General features: G+C 56.8%; 13 protein-coding genes. 8 read left to right on the forward strand and 5 right to left on the reverse strand.

Translation table 11 applies throughout. The features are described from left to right. The first annotated feature begins 93 nt into the window (after positions 1-93). Complete coding sequence (locus OZX72_RS02425) at positions 94-2,133, forward strand: FtsX-like permease family protein (protein ID WP_277158835.1); 2,040 nt, start codon at positions 94-96, stop codon at positions 2,131-2,133. Positions 2,134-2,141: 8 nt separating this feature from the next. Here OZX72_RS02425 and radA read toward each other — a convergent pair whose 3' ends face one another. Further along, positions 2,142-3,566: a DNA repair protein RadA gene (gene radA / locus OZX72_RS02430; protein ID WP_277158836.1), complete on the reverse strand. Its 1,425-nt coding sequence runs from the start codon at positions 3,564-3,566 to the stop codon at positions 2,142-2,144. A gap of 174 nt (positions 3,567-3,740) precedes the next feature. On the opposite strand from radA, the gene OZX72_RS02435 reads away from it, so the two are divergent. The 3 genes from OZX72_RS02435 to tpx all read left to right on the forward strand — a co-directional run bounded on the left by OZX72_RS02435 (position 3,741) and on the right by tpx (position 5,390). Then, a complete protein-coding gene (locus OZX72_RS02435; protein WP_277158837.1) occupies positions 3,741-4,358 on the forward strand; it encodes a hypothetical protein in 618 nt (205 codons plus the stop codon). A 161-nt stretch (positions 4,359-4,519) separates the two neighbouring features. Then, positions 4,520-4,609 (forward strand): AURKAIP1/COX24 domain-containing protein, encoded by a 90-nt coding sequence (locus OZX72_RS02440; protein WP_004268639.1) that lies wholly within the window; start codon positions 4,520-4,522, stop codon positions 4,607-4,609. A 274-nt stretch (positions 4,610-4,883) separates the two neighbouring features. Then, positions 4,884-5,390 (forward strand): thiol peroxidase, encoded by a 507-nt coding sequence (gene tpx / locus OZX72_RS02445; protein WP_277158838.1) that lies wholly within the window; start codon positions 4,884-4,886, stop codon positions 5,388-5,390. A gap of 396 nt (positions 5,391-5,786) precedes the next feature. Here tpx and rpiA read toward each other — a convergent pair whose 3' ends face one another. From rpiA to pgm, 3 genes are all read right to left on the reverse strand, one after another. Next, positions 5,787-6,485, reverse strand: a complete 699-nt coding sequence (rpiA, locus tag OZX72_RS02450; RefSeq protein ID WP_277158839.1) for a ribose-5-phosphate isomerase RpiA — start codon at positions 6,483-6,485, stop codon at positions 5,787-5,789. A gap of 106 nt (positions 6,486-6,591) precedes the next feature. Then, complete coding sequence (locus OZX72_RS02455; RefSeq protein WP_277158840.1) at positions 6,592-8,004, reverse strand: RNase H family protein; 1,413 nt, start codon at positions 8,002-8,004, stop codon at positions 6,592-6,594. Between the two features lie 133 nt (positions 8,005-8,137). Further along, positions 8,138-9,814: a phosphoglucomutase (alpha-D-glucose-1,6-bisphosphate-dependent) gene (gene pgm / locus OZX72_RS02460; protein WP_277158841.1), complete on the reverse strand. Its 1,677-nt coding sequence runs from the start codon at positions 9,812-9,814 to the stop codon at positions 8,138-8,140. Positions 9,815-10,147: 333 nt separating this feature from the next. On the opposite strand from pgm, the gene OZX72_RS02465 reads away from it, so the two are divergent. Together OZX72_RS02465 and OZX72_RS02470 are read left to right on the forward strand one after the other, a co-directional pair. Beyond that, positions 10,148-10,588 (forward strand): DUF3290 domain-containing protein, encoded by a 441-nt coding sequence (locus OZX72_RS02465; RefSeq protein ID WP_277158842.1) that lies wholly within the window; start codon positions 10,148-10,150, stop codon positions 10,586-10,588. A gap of 9 nt (positions 10,589-10,597) precedes the next feature. Continuing rightward, the gene (locus OZX72_RS02470) at positions 10,598-11,233 is read left to right on the forward strand and encodes a DUF421 domain-containing protein (RefSeq protein ID WP_277158843.1); all 636 of its coding nucleotides are present in this window, start codon (positions 10,598-10,600) and stop codon (positions 11,231-11,233) included. 22 nt (positions 11,234-11,255) lie between these two features. Here the strand turns inward: OZX72_RS02470 and OZX72_RS02475 are convergent, their stop codons facing one another. Continuing rightward, positions 11,256-12,359 carry a diacylglycerol kinase family protein gene (locus OZX72_RS02475; protein ID WP_277158844.1) on the reverse strand — a complete coding sequence of 368 codons (1,104 nt, stop codon included), beginning with the start codon at positions 12,357-12,359 and terminating at the stop codon, positions 11,256-11,258. A 168-nt stretch (positions 12,360-12,527) separates the two neighbouring features. Here OZX72_RS02475 and OZX72_RS02480 point away from each other — a divergent pair, with 168 nt between their 5' ends. Then, on the forward strand, positions 12,528-12,668 hold the full coding sequence (locus tag OZX72_RS02480; protein ID WP_277158845.1) for a hypothetical protein: 141 nt from the start codon (positions 12,528-12,530) through the stop codon (positions 12,666-12,668). Positions 12,669-12,816: 148 nt separating this feature from the next. Beyond that, on the forward strand, positions 12,817-14,199 hold the full coding sequence (locus OZX72_RS02485; protein WP_277158846.1) for a hypothetical protein: 1,383 nt from the start codon (positions 12,817-12,819) through the stop codon (positions 14,197-14,199). The last annotated feature ends 258 nt before the right edge of the window (positions 14,200-14,457 follow it).

A 14,457-nucleotide genomic window follows, 5' to 3' on the forward strand; every position in this document is an offset into this window, starting at 1 on the left:
TATCCCACGCTGAAAACCGCAAAGGACTTTGCGAATGTGCAATCCGGCGCGCCCATGATTTCCAATGCAAATTCGATGATACATGCTGGTTCAATGTCAGGTGCAAACCCTGCCAAACCTCTACCTCACCGCGTTCGCAGACCTTCGCAATTCTCGCTCGTTCGCTCGCTGCTGCACGAGCACCGCACTTCATATGCTGTGACGTGTCTGGCGGTGTTGCTGGCCTCGGCGCTGAGCTGCGCGTGGGTTGAGCTGGGGCTGGCGATGGGTGCCCGCGACGGCTCGCCGGACTTGCGCACCATGACCCACTACGAACGCGGCAGCAGCATCGGATTGTACTCGATGGGCGCAGTGGTTTGCGAGATCGCGGGCGGCGCTTGCATATTGGTCACCTTGCTGTTGGTGCTCTCTTCGGTCGGCTTCCTCATCGAGGCCCGCCGCCGTGAATACGCCATGATGCGGCTTTCCGGCGCCTCTCCTCGCCGTATCCGCCTGATGGCGCTTGTCGAATTCGCTGTGCCGTGTGGACTTGCCGATCTCCTTGGCTGTCTGCTCGGATTGCCGCTCGTCGGTACGCTCGGTATCGCCGTCGCCCGCGCGATGGATATCAACGATAACGCATTTGCGCCACGCCTGCGCTTCGGTGGAAAAGCAGTGACGTTTTGCTTGGTATTGCTGGCTTGCGTCATTGGTGTGTGGTTCGCCGCGCATCGCATTTCGTCTGTGAGCCCGCTTTCGGCCTTGACTCAGGAGACCAAAGAATCGAAATCCGTGGGAATCGTGCGTGTCGTGGCGGCGGTATTGGTGGCCGTGTTAGCCGTGTGCTTCTGCGTTGCTCCATTTCTGGGTATGGATACTTCTATCAGGACCTCTCTGCTTACGGTATTCGCGTTGGTGGCGTTGTATCTGTTTGCCCCGGTATGTCTTCCGCCGCTGGCTTCGCTTTTGGGGCGGGTCGCCCAGCTGTGTTCGCGTGGTTCGGGGTTGCTGGCTCGCCAACGTGCTGGAAAACAGACGCGCAGCACGGTGGCCATCGGTCTGCCGGTCATTCTTGTCGTATTCATCGTCATGGCTTTCACGATGATGTCTCAGTCCGGATCCAAGGAAGGTCTGATGACCCAATTCCAGCCGATGCGTGCGGATGTGATCGTGCAGACGGCATCGCGTATTCCGGCGGGCAAAATCGGCGATGCGCTGCGCAACCAGAAAGACGACATCGCCAGCTCGGTGATCTATCACAGCGAGGACTGGGCCGGATTCGATGATCACCCTGTGACGGTGACTACAGCCAGCGCGAGCGACGTCAGGACGGCCGGATCGAACGCCCCGAAATTCGTCAAAGGCTCGCTGTCGGCTCTTGGACCTCACAAAGTGGCTGTCAACACGGAAAGGCTTGCACCTTCCGGTGATTATCATCTTGGACAGAACGTCACGTTTTATGGGAAAGCCGACCACGCCTACAAGGCGAAAATTGTGGCGGTTATTGAGGCGCCGAAAGGTCTTGGCTCCAACGCCGCCATGGATTTCTTTGCGCTCGAAGGCGGTTTTGATAACCATGGCGTTAGGGATGACGGTCGTTTTGCTCCGATTAAGCTGCGCGATGGCATCTCGGCCGGCACTTTTGCCACGCGGGTCGCGCAGCGAATGGGTCTCGCTGAGGCGCGGCATGCCGACAAAACCAACAGCTCAGGGGCGATGATTCTCACCAAGCCTGAATACATCGATTACTTTGTCAAAGACCGCCTGTCGCAGCAGCACGGGTTGGCCATCGTCATCGTCGGCGGGGCGGCGCTGGCCGCGATCTTCCTTATTCAATCGTGCGCCATCGTCATCACGGAGCGACGTGGTGAGAATCGCCGCTTGCGTCAGCTTGGCGTCTCGCACGGCTCGGTCGTGGTCGCTGCGATATGGGAATCGGTGCTGGATGTGCTCTCGGCCTCCGTCTTGGCCGCCGTCGGCCTCGCCATCATCTTCGCCGAGTTGGCCGTGCAATACGCCCGTGAAGGCATCTCTCCGTGGGGCGTCCCCATTCCACTGGGCACGTTCTTCGGCATGGTCGTCATCATTCTTGCCGTCGCGGTGCTTACGTCGGTTCTCTGCACGCTCAGGGATTCCACAAGTGCGGAAGGCTGATGGATCCGCTATCTTCCTTTGGAGACGCCCAGCGCATCTAGTGCGTCACGCAGGGACGAGACCTCTACGATTTCCAAGCCCTTGATGGCTTTGATACCACGACGGCCGCGATGGGTGGGGACTACGGCGCGGGTGAAGCCCAGGCGCGCGGCTTCGTTCAGGCGGTGGGAAAGTTGGGGGACGGGGCGCACTTGGCCGGTGAGCGAAATCTCACCTATCGCGCAAGTGGTGCGGGCGATGGGTTTGCTGGTGGCGGCGCTCGCTAATGCGGCCACGATGGCGAGATCGCAGGCCGGCTCCTTGGCCAGCCCGCCCGCAATGGTCGAAACGTAAAGGTCATTCGCCAAAAGGTTCACGCGGCTGTGGCGGTAAAGCACCGCCGAAAGCATGGCCAGTCTATTGGAATCAATGCCGTTTGTATTACGTCTTGGTGTAGGCAGAACGGATTTCGTGACGAGCGCCTGCACTTCAATCGGCAGGCTGCGATGGCCGTCGAGTGTGAACGTGACACAGGTGCCTTCGACCGGTGCGTCCTCGGTGGAAAGGAACAGTCCGGACGGATCGTTGACCTCTTCGATGCCTTCGCCGCTCATGTCGAAACAACCCACTTCGTCGGTCGGGCCGAAACGGTTCTTAGCCGCGTGCAGCAGGCGCAGCGCTGTCTGCGAATCGCCCTCGAACTGGCAGACCACATCCACCAGGTGTTCGAGCGTACGCGGGCCGGCGATAGAGCCGTCCTTGGTGACGTGGCCGACCAGCATCACCGGAATATCAAGCGTTTTCGCGGTGTCGATAAGCGCGCTGGCCACCTCGCGCACCTGCGTGGAGCCGCCGGAGATGCCATCGACATCCTGCGAGACGATGGTCTGCGCCGAATCGACGATGGCGAGACTCGGCTTCTCCTGCTCGATCAGGCCGAGCACTGTGGCGAGGTCGGTGGTTGAGGCCAGCAGCAGATTGCTTTCCATAGCATTGATGCGAGAGGCGCGCATACGCACCTGCGCCTGCGATTCCTCGCCGGAGATATAGAGGACTGATTTCTTGGGATTGTTCCGTGCTGCATTGCCGGCGGTCTCAAGCAGCAGCGTCGACTTGCCGATGCCCGGTTCGCCGGCGACCAGGACTACCGACCCCGGTACGATGCCGCCGCCCAAAACGCGGTCGAACTCGCCGAAGCCGGTCGGGATTCTCGTCACGCCTTCGGTCGAGATTTCCGTAATCGGCTTGGCTGCGGCGCTGCCAACCATGATGGCGGAACTGGCCTTCGTGCGCGAGGTGCGTCCGGGCGCGGCGGTACGTGATGCGGCGGCGGGCCGTGCCTCATGGAATTCCTCGATGGTGCCCCACGCACCGCATTCGGGGCAGCGCCCGTACCATTTCACGCCGTTCCAACCGCACTCCGAGCAGACGTACTGTGTCGCAATCTTTGCCATGATGCCGACGCTAGCCAATTTCGGCGACAAGAGCAAGTTCCTTCAAGGTTGTTGGCTCAAGTTATTCGACGCGATAAACGTGCCTTGTCTAGTGCCAAATCGTTGTAATTCAAACGAAACGCGACGACTCGTCCCGTTGTGTTAGCGTCAGTACGATGTGAAATAATTGCGGCTATGTCGACTCAACAAAGAAATTCTTCTCATGGCAAATTGATTGCGGTCGTGGTCGCGGCTGCGTTGGTCATTGTTCTTGCTTTGCTTTCCGCCTTTGTGTGGCCAGGCTGGGCGATGAATAGGTCAGCCAGTGAAGAACAGAAGCAGCAGCAGACGACGTCCACCAAGCCGGAACCCACCACGCCGAGTATCAAGGCTAAGGAGCTGCCGCAGGATGCCACGCCGTTGCTGAAAGCGATGCCCGACAGCGTTCTCAATTTCGCCCGTACGGAAGCCGCTCCGAGCGCCAACTGGACTTCGGCCTCACCTCTGGAGGAATACACGCTCACCTATTCGACAGGGGCTATTCCCAAGGACGTCACGCTTGTTGTGGCGCAATGGTCGGGCAGCGACAGCGCGAAAACACAATATGACACGCTGACGGGTGCGCTCAAGGGCACGGATGTGGCCAGTGGTGATGTCAAGGTTTCCGGCAATTCCACCGGTAAATACGTGGTCAAGTCGAACGGCGACAAGGGTAAGACGGCTACGGCGGTCTGGCAGAATGATACCGTGGTCTTCCAAGCTACGGGCTCCAAGGAATCGATTCAACGGTTCTATTCGAAATTCCCGTTCTAGTTCGGCTTTTTGAAGTGGTTGCGCGGAATAGTTCTTTGTGATGTGTTCGTTGAACGATTTTGGCTCGGTTGCCGGAAATCGGGAACATGGCGTTTTAAGTCGGCAAGAGCGAGTAAGATAAGTCAAGTTGCAAACTTACAGTCAAGGATTGGAGGCTTCAGATGGGTTCTGTCATCAAGAAGCGCCGCAAGCGGATGAGCAAGAAGAAGCACCGCAAACTGCTGCGTAAGACTCGTCATCAGCGCAAGTAGTAATAAAGCTTTTCATAAGAAGGTTCGGGGCCGTTCGGCTCCGGGCCTTCTTGTTTTGTCGTTGCTGATATATCTTTATCGATATTTTGTTCTGATCAATAGCCTCTATAACCCGTTGGTCTTCTCTATTCGCAGATTTGAGACTTGCTTCGGATATGATACGAACGGTATGCAAACCGAAGCGGAAAGTGGAATATGTGGCAAAGCGCGTGATACTGCTGTCATGTAGCGTAAAACGCTGGCATATTGGTCTGTTTCGTGAAACCATGAGGGTATGGCACAAATAACTTTGGGTGGCGTGGCCACCAATACCGTAGGAAATCTCCCTGCCGTCGGCTCCAAGGCCCCGGCTTTCACGCTTGCTGACGGTGATTTGAACGATTTCGATTCGTCCAAATTCGCAGGCAAAAAGGTCGTCATCAACATCTTCCCGTCCGTCGACACGGATGTCTGCTCGATGTCGGTGCGCAAGTTCAACCAGATAGCCGACGAGCTCGAAGACACCATCGTGGTCTGCGTTTCCAAGGATCTGCCGTTTGCGCAGGGCCGTTTCTGCGGTGCGGAAGGCATCAAGAACGTCGTCACCGGCTCAGCATTTCGTTCCTCGTTCGGCGAGGATTACGGCGTGACCATCGTCGACGGCGGCATGCGCGGCCTGCTTTCGCGCGCTGTCGTGGTGGTAGATCGTGACGGCAATGTTGCATATACGCAGCAGATTCCTGAAATCGGCACCGAGCCGGATTATGATGCCGCGCGCAAGGCGGTTGAGGCGCTGAAATAAGCGAAACTGCCGGTTGCTTTAAGAATCCGGAGCCTGAAGAAAGTTGACTAGCAGAAGATTTGCGACGCTGGGAAGCCAATAAGCGTCGCAAATCTCCTGTTTTCGTTTATTGGGGGAAGATTTGCGACGCGATATGACCGGTTAGCGTCGTAAATCTTCGGTTTACACGGGTTAATAGAAGATTTGCGACGCTGAGTGTTTTCAAGCGCTGTATTCATCACATACTCCTTATCAGATGAAGTCAATCCCAGCTAATCAGCAGAATATAAAACCGGCACACATTGTAGATTAAGCAATTGCGTGCCGGTTTTGTTTGTTGGCAGAAGCCAGTCATGTCCTGCTGGATCTGGCCGAAATCGTCTGAACCCAGCCGAATCAATCAGATGTGAGCTGCAATCAGTTCTCCGAAACCGTGAGAATGCGCGGGCCGTTGGGGTTGCCGACGATGACCTTGTCCACGCGGTTCAGGAAGAGGCCGTGCTCCACCACGCCGACGGTGTTGATGAGGTCTTCGGCGAGATCTTCCGGGTGATCGATGCGCCCCAGGTGCAGGTCGACGACGTAGTTGTTTTCATCGGTGCGTACTTCGGTGCCGTCGGCGTTCTTGCGCAGGACCGGCTTGTAGCCCTTGGCCTCGAACTTCTTGATGACGTGGCCGGCGCCGAAGGGGATGACCTCGACGGGCAGCGGGAACTTGCCGATGGTGTCGACCACCTTGGAGGCGTCAACGATCCAGATGTTGTAATTGGAGTTCTCGTTGACGATCTTTTCCCAGAGCAGGGCCGCGCCGCCGCCCTTGATGCCGTTGAAGTTCTTGTCCACTTCGTCGGCGCCGTCGATGGCGAGGTCGATGTGGTCCACGTCGTCGATGTCGACGATCTTGATGCCGTAGCCCTCGGCTTGCTTGGCGGTGCGGCGCGAAGTCGTCACGCCGGTGAACTTGAGGCCTTCCTCTTGCGTGCGGCGGCCGAGCTCGTCCACTAGGAAACGCACGGTCGAGCCGGTGCCGAGGCCCGCGATCATGCCATCCTTGATGAACTTGGCACCTTCGATGCCTGCAGCCTTTTTCAACGCGTCTTGTTCGTTCTTATCCATTCGTACTCCTTTAAAGGTCTTGCTTCGTCATATAGTGACGAGCGTCACTTTCCATAGTATCGGTGTTCCAATACTTTTGTTGTTGTTCAGGTTTTGTCTGTTTTTGTCAATTTTTGTGATTGTTATTGGCAATGAGGAATGGCGCATTGTTCAGCAGAATCATGCCGTCTCCGGCCACATACCCGTCGATGGCAATTACTCCTCGGATATGGCGCGGCCGGCCGTTATAGGTCGGGCTGGTCTGTGGCGCGGGGGAGAAGCGCAACGTTCCGTTCACGCTCAGTCCGCTTTTGAGATATGGCGGTGCCTGATTTGTCTTTGGCTCAGGCTTCGTGTGTTGCGTGGCATCAACGTCTGTTGCGGTTTCGTCGGTATCGCCATTATCGGCTTCGTTAGATTCGTTGATATCAGCGTCGGCGTCATCAGATTCGTCGCCGGATATGTCGGCATTATCGATTTTGTCGTTATCGTCGACGAAATCGCTGTTGTCATCGTTTTTTGAAGGCTTGTTCGCTTGGTCAGATTTATCGAGTGTATCTGGCTTATTATCGGCCGCTGGCAATTCTGTTTCGGTGGCGGCAGCGTCGCTTCTGTCGGCAGGAATGGTGACGTCGTCACCTACCGGTGATGCGCTGAAATCAGGCTGAGAACGCACGGTACGGCCAATGCCGTGAGCCTTGTCTTCGTTGACCTCGTCCTGATTATTCACCTCTGAAGACTCGTCGTTTTCGACTGCACGATGATGCGCGACTATTGGCTTATGTGGACTGAAATCATATTCAGGCACGCCCTCAGGCTCCGCAAGTCGTTCGGCAAGCGTTGGCTTGTGGGGCATTGGAACGTCGGCTTGATTGGCAGCGTTTCCACTATCTTCGAAATCGTCGTCGTTGTCGTTACTGGATTCCGCGCCGCGCCCGAGATGATATTGTTCCTCGGTGATTTTGCCGTCGATGAGCATTTTCGCGTCGGCCGGGATATCCACGCCTTTGGCGTACGGCGAGGCGAGTAGCGACTGCCAGCCTTCCAGCGGCAGATAGCCGTCCTTCACTCCGCTGCGTGCATCGCCGGAGTAGGTGTGGGCGAGGTCGTCGACCTTCTCATTGCCCGGGTTGCCGTTGTGTCCCTTGACCCAGACGAACTTCACCGGTCCTTCGCGTTTGCTGATTTCCGCATCGATGGCTTTGATGAGCGGTGCATTCTTCACCGGCTTTTTCTGCGAGTTCTTCCAGCCGTTCTTCTTCCAGCCTTTGACCCAGTTGGTCGAGCAGTTGATGGCGTACTGCGAGTCGGTTTCGATGGTCAGCGGCTCAGCCCCGCGATGGGCACGCAGCGCCTCGAGCACCGCGCACAGCTCGCCGATCTGGTTGGTGCCGTTGGTGGCGCCGCCCGCGTCGCTGTCCCCGTCGTGCTGATGCCCATTCGTCCTCGCAGCGTTCGCCGCATGATCGGCCCAAGCCCAACCCATGGGCCCGTTGGGGTTGCCGAGTGCGCTGCCGTCCGTAGAAACCGTAATAGTCATGATTACCAGCCTACGTTTTGCCGGCGAAATTGCAGCAGATAACGCAAAAGTCGGTAGATAGGTTTTCGAAATGGCGGAATTTTGCCATTCCTATTTTCCTATCTACCGACTTGTGCGATGCTCTCTATGATGATTATTCACCGAGCGCTTTGTCGACCACATCCGTAGCCTCAGAAAGCACCTTGTCAAGCGCCTCGGGGGAGACGAACGACTCGGCATAGATCTTGTAGATGTTCTCGGTGCCGGAGGGACGTGCGGCGAACCAGTTGTTCTTGGTCGTTACCTTGATGCCGCCGATGGGTGCGTCGTTGCCGGGCGCGCGGGTGAGCTTGGCGGTGATGTCCTCGCCGGCCAGCGTCGTGGCGGAAACGGACTCGGGAGTCAGGCCCGCGAACTTCTGCTTCTGTTCGAGTGTGGTCGGTGTATCGACGCGCTTGTACCGACTTTCGCCGAACTTTGCCACCTGTTCCTGATGGAGCTGTGCCGGGTTCTTGCCGGTCTTGGCGGTGATTTCCGCGGCGAGCAGGTCGGGGATGATGCCGTCCTTGTCGGTGGTCCACACGCGGCCGTCGCGACGCAGAAAACTCATGCCGGAACTCTCTTCGCCGCCGAATGCGACCTTGCCGGTGAAGAGCGGGTCCACGAACCACTTGAAGCCGACCGGCACCTCGACCAACGGTGCGCCGATGGAAGCGGCCACGCGATCAATCAGTGAGGATGAGACCAGCGTCTTGCCAACGCCAGTGCCCTTCGGCCAGCCCGGACGAGCGCCGCCGAAAAGATAGGCGATACACACCGCCAAGTAGTGGTTCGGGTTCATCACGCCCCAGTCGGGGCAGACGATGCCGTGGCGATCGGCATCGGGATCGGTGCCGCCCACGAGGTCGTACTTGCTCCACGCGCCGGCGTTGAGCTCGTCGACCAGACCCTTCATCGCGTACTGCGAGCTCGGGTCCATGCGGATTTTGCCGTCGTGGTCGATGGTCATGAAGCGCCAGGTTGGGTCCACGTCAGGGCGAACCACGCCGATATTGAGGCCATACTTTTCGTTGATGAGCGGCCAATAATTCACGGAAGCGCCGCCAAGCGGATCGATGCCCAGACGCACGCCGGAGGAGCGGATGAGGTCGAAGTCGATGACGTTGCCGAGATCGGAAACGTAGTGGTCTCGGTAGTCGAAGCGCTCTACGAGCGGGGACTTGATGGCCTCGTCGTATGGCACACGCTTGACGTCGCGGAACGAGCCGAGCAGTTCGTTGGCGCGGTTGGCGATGGCTTCGGTCGCTTCGGCCGGAGCCGGGCCGCCGGTGACTGGATCATACTTGAATCCGCCGTCGGTGGGTGGGTTGTGCGAAGGAGTCACTACGATACCGTCAGACAAGCCGTCGCCTTCGAAGCGTTGCGAGCCGTCGGCGGCGCGGTTATGGGTCAGGATGGCATGTGAAATGACTGGCGTCGGTACAAAATCGTCGCGTGAGTCGATGCGTACGGTTACGCCGTTCGCAACCAAAACTTCAATGGCTGTCTTCATCGCGGGGCCGGAAAGTGCGTGAGTGTCACGGCCGAGATACAGCGGGCCAGTAACGCCGGCTTGCTTGCGATATTCAGCGATAGCCTGCGTGATCGCGACGATGTGCGCCTCGTTGAATGATGTCTTGAGCGAAGAACCGCGGTGGCCCGAGGTGCCGAAGGAAACGCGCTGCGTCGGCTCGGCGGGGTCGGGAACATTGTTGTAATACTTACCAATGACCTCGTCGACGTCGATGAGGTCATTCTGTGTGGCGGGTTTGCCCGCATTTGTTGCTACCATACCTCCATTGTGCCACAGTTGTCTGGCGGAAGCGCGGGGTTTGTGCGCTATCACAACCAATCGCACACAGCCGTTGTGAGATTGGGTAATTATTGGTGCTGGTAGACGGACTTTGCGGCGCCTTTATAGGCAGTTTTCCTGCACTGAATTGTAGATTGGCAATGTGAAACGGAACGAATGGGCCGGTTCGATATGTCCTGGTGTCTATTTTCGTCATGCGTCTTGAAAATGTAATATAAATTCTTCTCTCAGCCCGAAAACCCGATAACGTATTGCGTCACTTCTACCATGAAATCGGAGAAATTACCTGTCAACCCAGTTTGAGGCATTTCCATGACATTTTACGGTATCAATTACCTGCAAAGCCAGCATGGCATCAATCAAGTCATCCGATTCGTCATCATCATCGCGCTGTGCGTGGCGCTGGTCGCGTTCTTCATCTTGTATCTGCGGCACCGGCTCAAGACGAAATACCGAGACCTGGGCATCATCGCGTTGCTGCTGGCAGTGTTGGTGGTCGGCAGCGGCTATACACAGTTCCAGCAAAGCGAGACAGCCAGCGCGAAAAGCGAGCAGATGGTCAATTTCGTGACGCAGGTTGCCAAAGAACGGCACGTTTCGCAGAATGATGTGCTGGTCAATTCGAAGTACCTGAATCAGGACGTCATCGTCAAAATCGGCAAAAGGTACTACACGGTGAATCTAAACACGGACTATACCGCCTACAAACTCACCGAAACCCACATGCTCACCGATGTCAAAGTAGAGAAATAAGGAACCGCCATGCTCATCAGCACCACACTCATCATCAAACTCGTTGTGGGCATCGCCTTCCTGATCGTCCACATCAACCTCTTCGGCAAGTCAAATCTCGCGCCCACCAGCGCCATGGATCAGATTCAGAACTACGTGCTCGGCGCCATCATCGGCGGCGTGATCTACAACGAGCAGATCACCGTGCTCCAGTTCGTTTTCGTTCTGGTAACTTGGACGCTTCTGTGCATGGTTATCAAGTTCGCCAAGGAGAACAGCCGGTTCTGCAAGAAGCTTATCGATGGGAGCCCGGTCATGCTCATTTCGCACGGCAAGGTCGACGTCGCCACCTGCATGCGCAAAGGTGTCTCCGCTAGCGATTTGATGCTCAAATTGCGCGCGCAGGGTGTCTATGAGATTTCCAAGGTCTTGAAGGCCTATTTCGAGCAGAACGGCCAGCTGACCGTCATCTGCTACGGCGATGAGTCGCTGCGTTTGCCGCTGATTGTTGACGGCCAGGTTGATACCGACGTGCTCGAGGCCATTGGTCACGACAAGGAATGGCTTGAGGACGAGGTCAAGAAGCAAGGTTATGACGGCACCAACGGCGTGTATATCGGTGAGTATGTCTCCAAGAAGCTGGAACTGACAGGTTACGCCAAGTAGTGGGGAAAGTTGGTCGTCATAGTTAGATTTGTTCCAACTCGGCCTTGGCCGGAACTCTGACGCGCAATGATTTGGGTTCAAGGCTGAAGCGGATATGGCTGGTGGAGCCGAGCATGTCGCCGTCGACTTGGGCGAGCGCCGGCTTTTCCAGTTTGATTTCAGCTTTGACGCCCTGAATCTGGTCCATCGTGGAATTGGTGGAAAGCGGGCTTTGCTGGGCCTTGCCGGTGATGGTCTGGTGCATGACATCGCCGAAGAGGTTCATCCATCCTAAGATGCCGCCGGACGTATCGATAATTTCGAAATCGAGCAGGCCGTCGTCGAACGAGGCGTCGGGCATGAGCGAAAACACTGGAATCTGGCCGCAATTACCGGCCATGAACGTGCGGAAATGTACTTCTCCGACGGTGTGCGAGCTGCCGTCGGCGCCGGTGATGGTGACGGCCCCACGGTATTTCGGCGCGAACAGGTGCTTCATGCCGCCCGAGAAATAGGCGAGCCAGCTGATGCTTTTCTTCAGTTCCGGGTCGGTGTCGCTGATCATGTCGGCGTCGAAGCCGATGCCCGCGATGATGAGGAAGGCGTGGGCGTGGTCTTCGTCCGGTTTGTCGAGCAGGGCCATGCGTCCCATATCGACCATCTGCTCGCCGTGCGAGGTCGCGATGGCCAGCGCCGCGTTGATGTCGTCGACGGGGATACCCATATTGCGGGCAAAAAGATTGCCGGTTCCGATGGGGATGATGGCCAAGGTGTGGCCGGTCCCGCTCACGGCGCTCGCCACGGTGCGCACGGTGCCGTCGCCGCCCACCGCAACCAGTACGTCGGCCCCATGGCTCAACGCTTCAAGTGCGCAAACCCGGCCGTCGCGTTCCAGCGTGGTCTCGATGAATTCGATGTCGGTGATGTTGTGGTCTTTGCAGAATTCCTCGATATGCAAGCGCGAGCGTGCGGCCTGCGGCTTCGACGGATTGATGATGAACGCATAACGCACCTGGTCGTCATCGCGCTCGTTGAGCTTCTGCACCCTGCGCCAGCGCTTCCATGCGCGCCATATCAACGCGGCGGCTACGGCGAGAACACAGACCGCGACCACGGCGACGATGACGAAAAGCACTGTACGAGACATGGCTCTATTGTGGCGCGATACAGTGACGTTGCGCCCGAAGTTGAAAAAAAGATGAACGAACCCTACACGTTGGTTCGCTTTATTCAATGAAACAAAAACGAAACAATCTCATCTCATTATTTGTCACCGGCTTATCGGCGGCGGATTGGCTTTAATATACTGTGAACCATGTTCGACATGGGGATTGAAGCAGGTATCACGGCAAATGCCGCATGCCGCACCTTGATTGCCTATGATGCGAGCATTTTCGCTTCGACCTGTCGATCGCATTCGTCGTCGACCGTCGTTCGCCGTGATATTTCGGATTGATTTATTCAGTTTTGTAAACATTCAAATATTGCATTATCGCAACGGCATATCTGTCCGGTAACGTGTGATGTTTTGCTTCGTATTGGGCGGTGACCTATTGAAGCGGGTTGAGAAAAATCCAACAAACATGAGGGGAAAGTGGATTTGTATGACGAGTGAAGAAGGACGCCCGGTAAAGCGGCGAGCAGGTGATGCGCAAGCCGGCGTGACGGCCGGGGCGCAGAAACCCAACAGCAATCAAAACGACAAGGATTACAAGACTAACAAGGCTTATGCGCTGAAATGGCACAGTCAGGATGTGCGTTGGATGCTGAGCCTTTTCGGCACGGCCATCGGCGCGGGCGTTCTGTTTCTGCCGATTGACGCGGGCGGGGCAGGCGTCATCGGCATTGTGCTCATGCTGCTCGTGGCTTATCCGCTGGCCTATTTTGCGCACCGTGCGATGTGCCGGTTCGTGCTTTCCGCCAAGAATCCGGGTGATGATATCACCGATGTGGTCGAGCAGCATTTCGGCTTCGGTTTCGGCATGGCCTTCACCATTATTTACTTCGTCGAGGTCCTGGTCATCCTGCTGATGTATTCGGTCTCGATTACCAATACCGCCGAAAGTTTCATCGTCAATCAGTTGCACATGCCCGCGCCACCGCGCTGGCTGCTTTCCCTCGTGCTCGTTGGCGTACTGATTCTGATCATGACCTGCGGAACCCGCGCCGTGACCCGCGTAATGAGCTGGCTGACGTGGCCGGTCATCGCCGTGTTGGTGATTTTCGCGCTTTACCTTATCCCGCGTTGGAACCCCTCCATGCTCACCAGCTTTCCACGTGGCGCTTCAGGTAGCATCGATTTCGGTGCCCTTGCGCTCGATTTGTGGCTTCTGGTTCCCGTCATCGTGCTCACTTTCGACCATTCCGCCATCGTCTCCTCGTTCTCCGTCAACGTCCGCAAGCGTTACGGCCAGTATTCCGACGACAAGATTGGCAAGATCCTGAAACTCGGCGAGCCCATGATGGTCACCGTCGTGCTCTTCTTCGTGTTGAGCAGCGATTTGGCCTTGACGCCTGGCGACTTGGTGAAAGCCAAAGCGCAGAACGTTTCCATCCTGAGCTACCTGGCCAACATCCTCAACACCCCGGCTATCTCGTGGATCGCTTCCATCACCGCGTTTGTTTGCATCTTCAAGGCGTTCCTCGGCCATTATCTGGGCGTCGAGGAAGGGCTCGGCGGCATCATCCGCAAAGTGACGCATGCCAAAGGTGTGGTGGTCGAGCGCAAGAAGCTCAGCGCCGTCGTCAACATTCTGATGTTTGTCGCCTGTTGGCTGGTGGCCTGGGCCAACCCCTCCGCCATCGGCATGATCGAGACCATGGCCGGCCCGCTGATTGCCTTCGTGCTTCTGCTTCTGCCGATGTACGGTGTCCACAAGGTGCCGGCGTTGAAGAAGTACTCCCACAAGATCAGCAACGTGTTCATCGTGGTCGTCGGCGTCGTCGCGGTCAGCGCCATCTTCTACAACATCGTCGAGCTGTTCTGACACTTCCTTTCCTTTCGCTCAAACAGCCTGCGTGCCTGCAAATTACGGGTACGCAGGCTGTTTTTATCTTTCGTGGCCCATTTTTATAGTCCTTTTGAGCTGTATTGTCTCAAAATATGTCAGGGGATTTGTTTTCCTCGGTATGCGGCTCTATATTGTCGTCTATGTTCACTTTGGCAATGGAATCAGACGCTGCGGCAATCCCCGCGCGTCGTTTCAGCGTTGCTCAAAGTATGAATGTCTCGCGTTCGGCTCGTC

The organism is Bifidobacterium sp. ESL0769 (assembly GCF_029395495.1).
GTDB lineage: Bacteria > Actinomycetota > Actinomycetes > Actinomycetales > Bifidobacteriaceae > Bifidobacterium.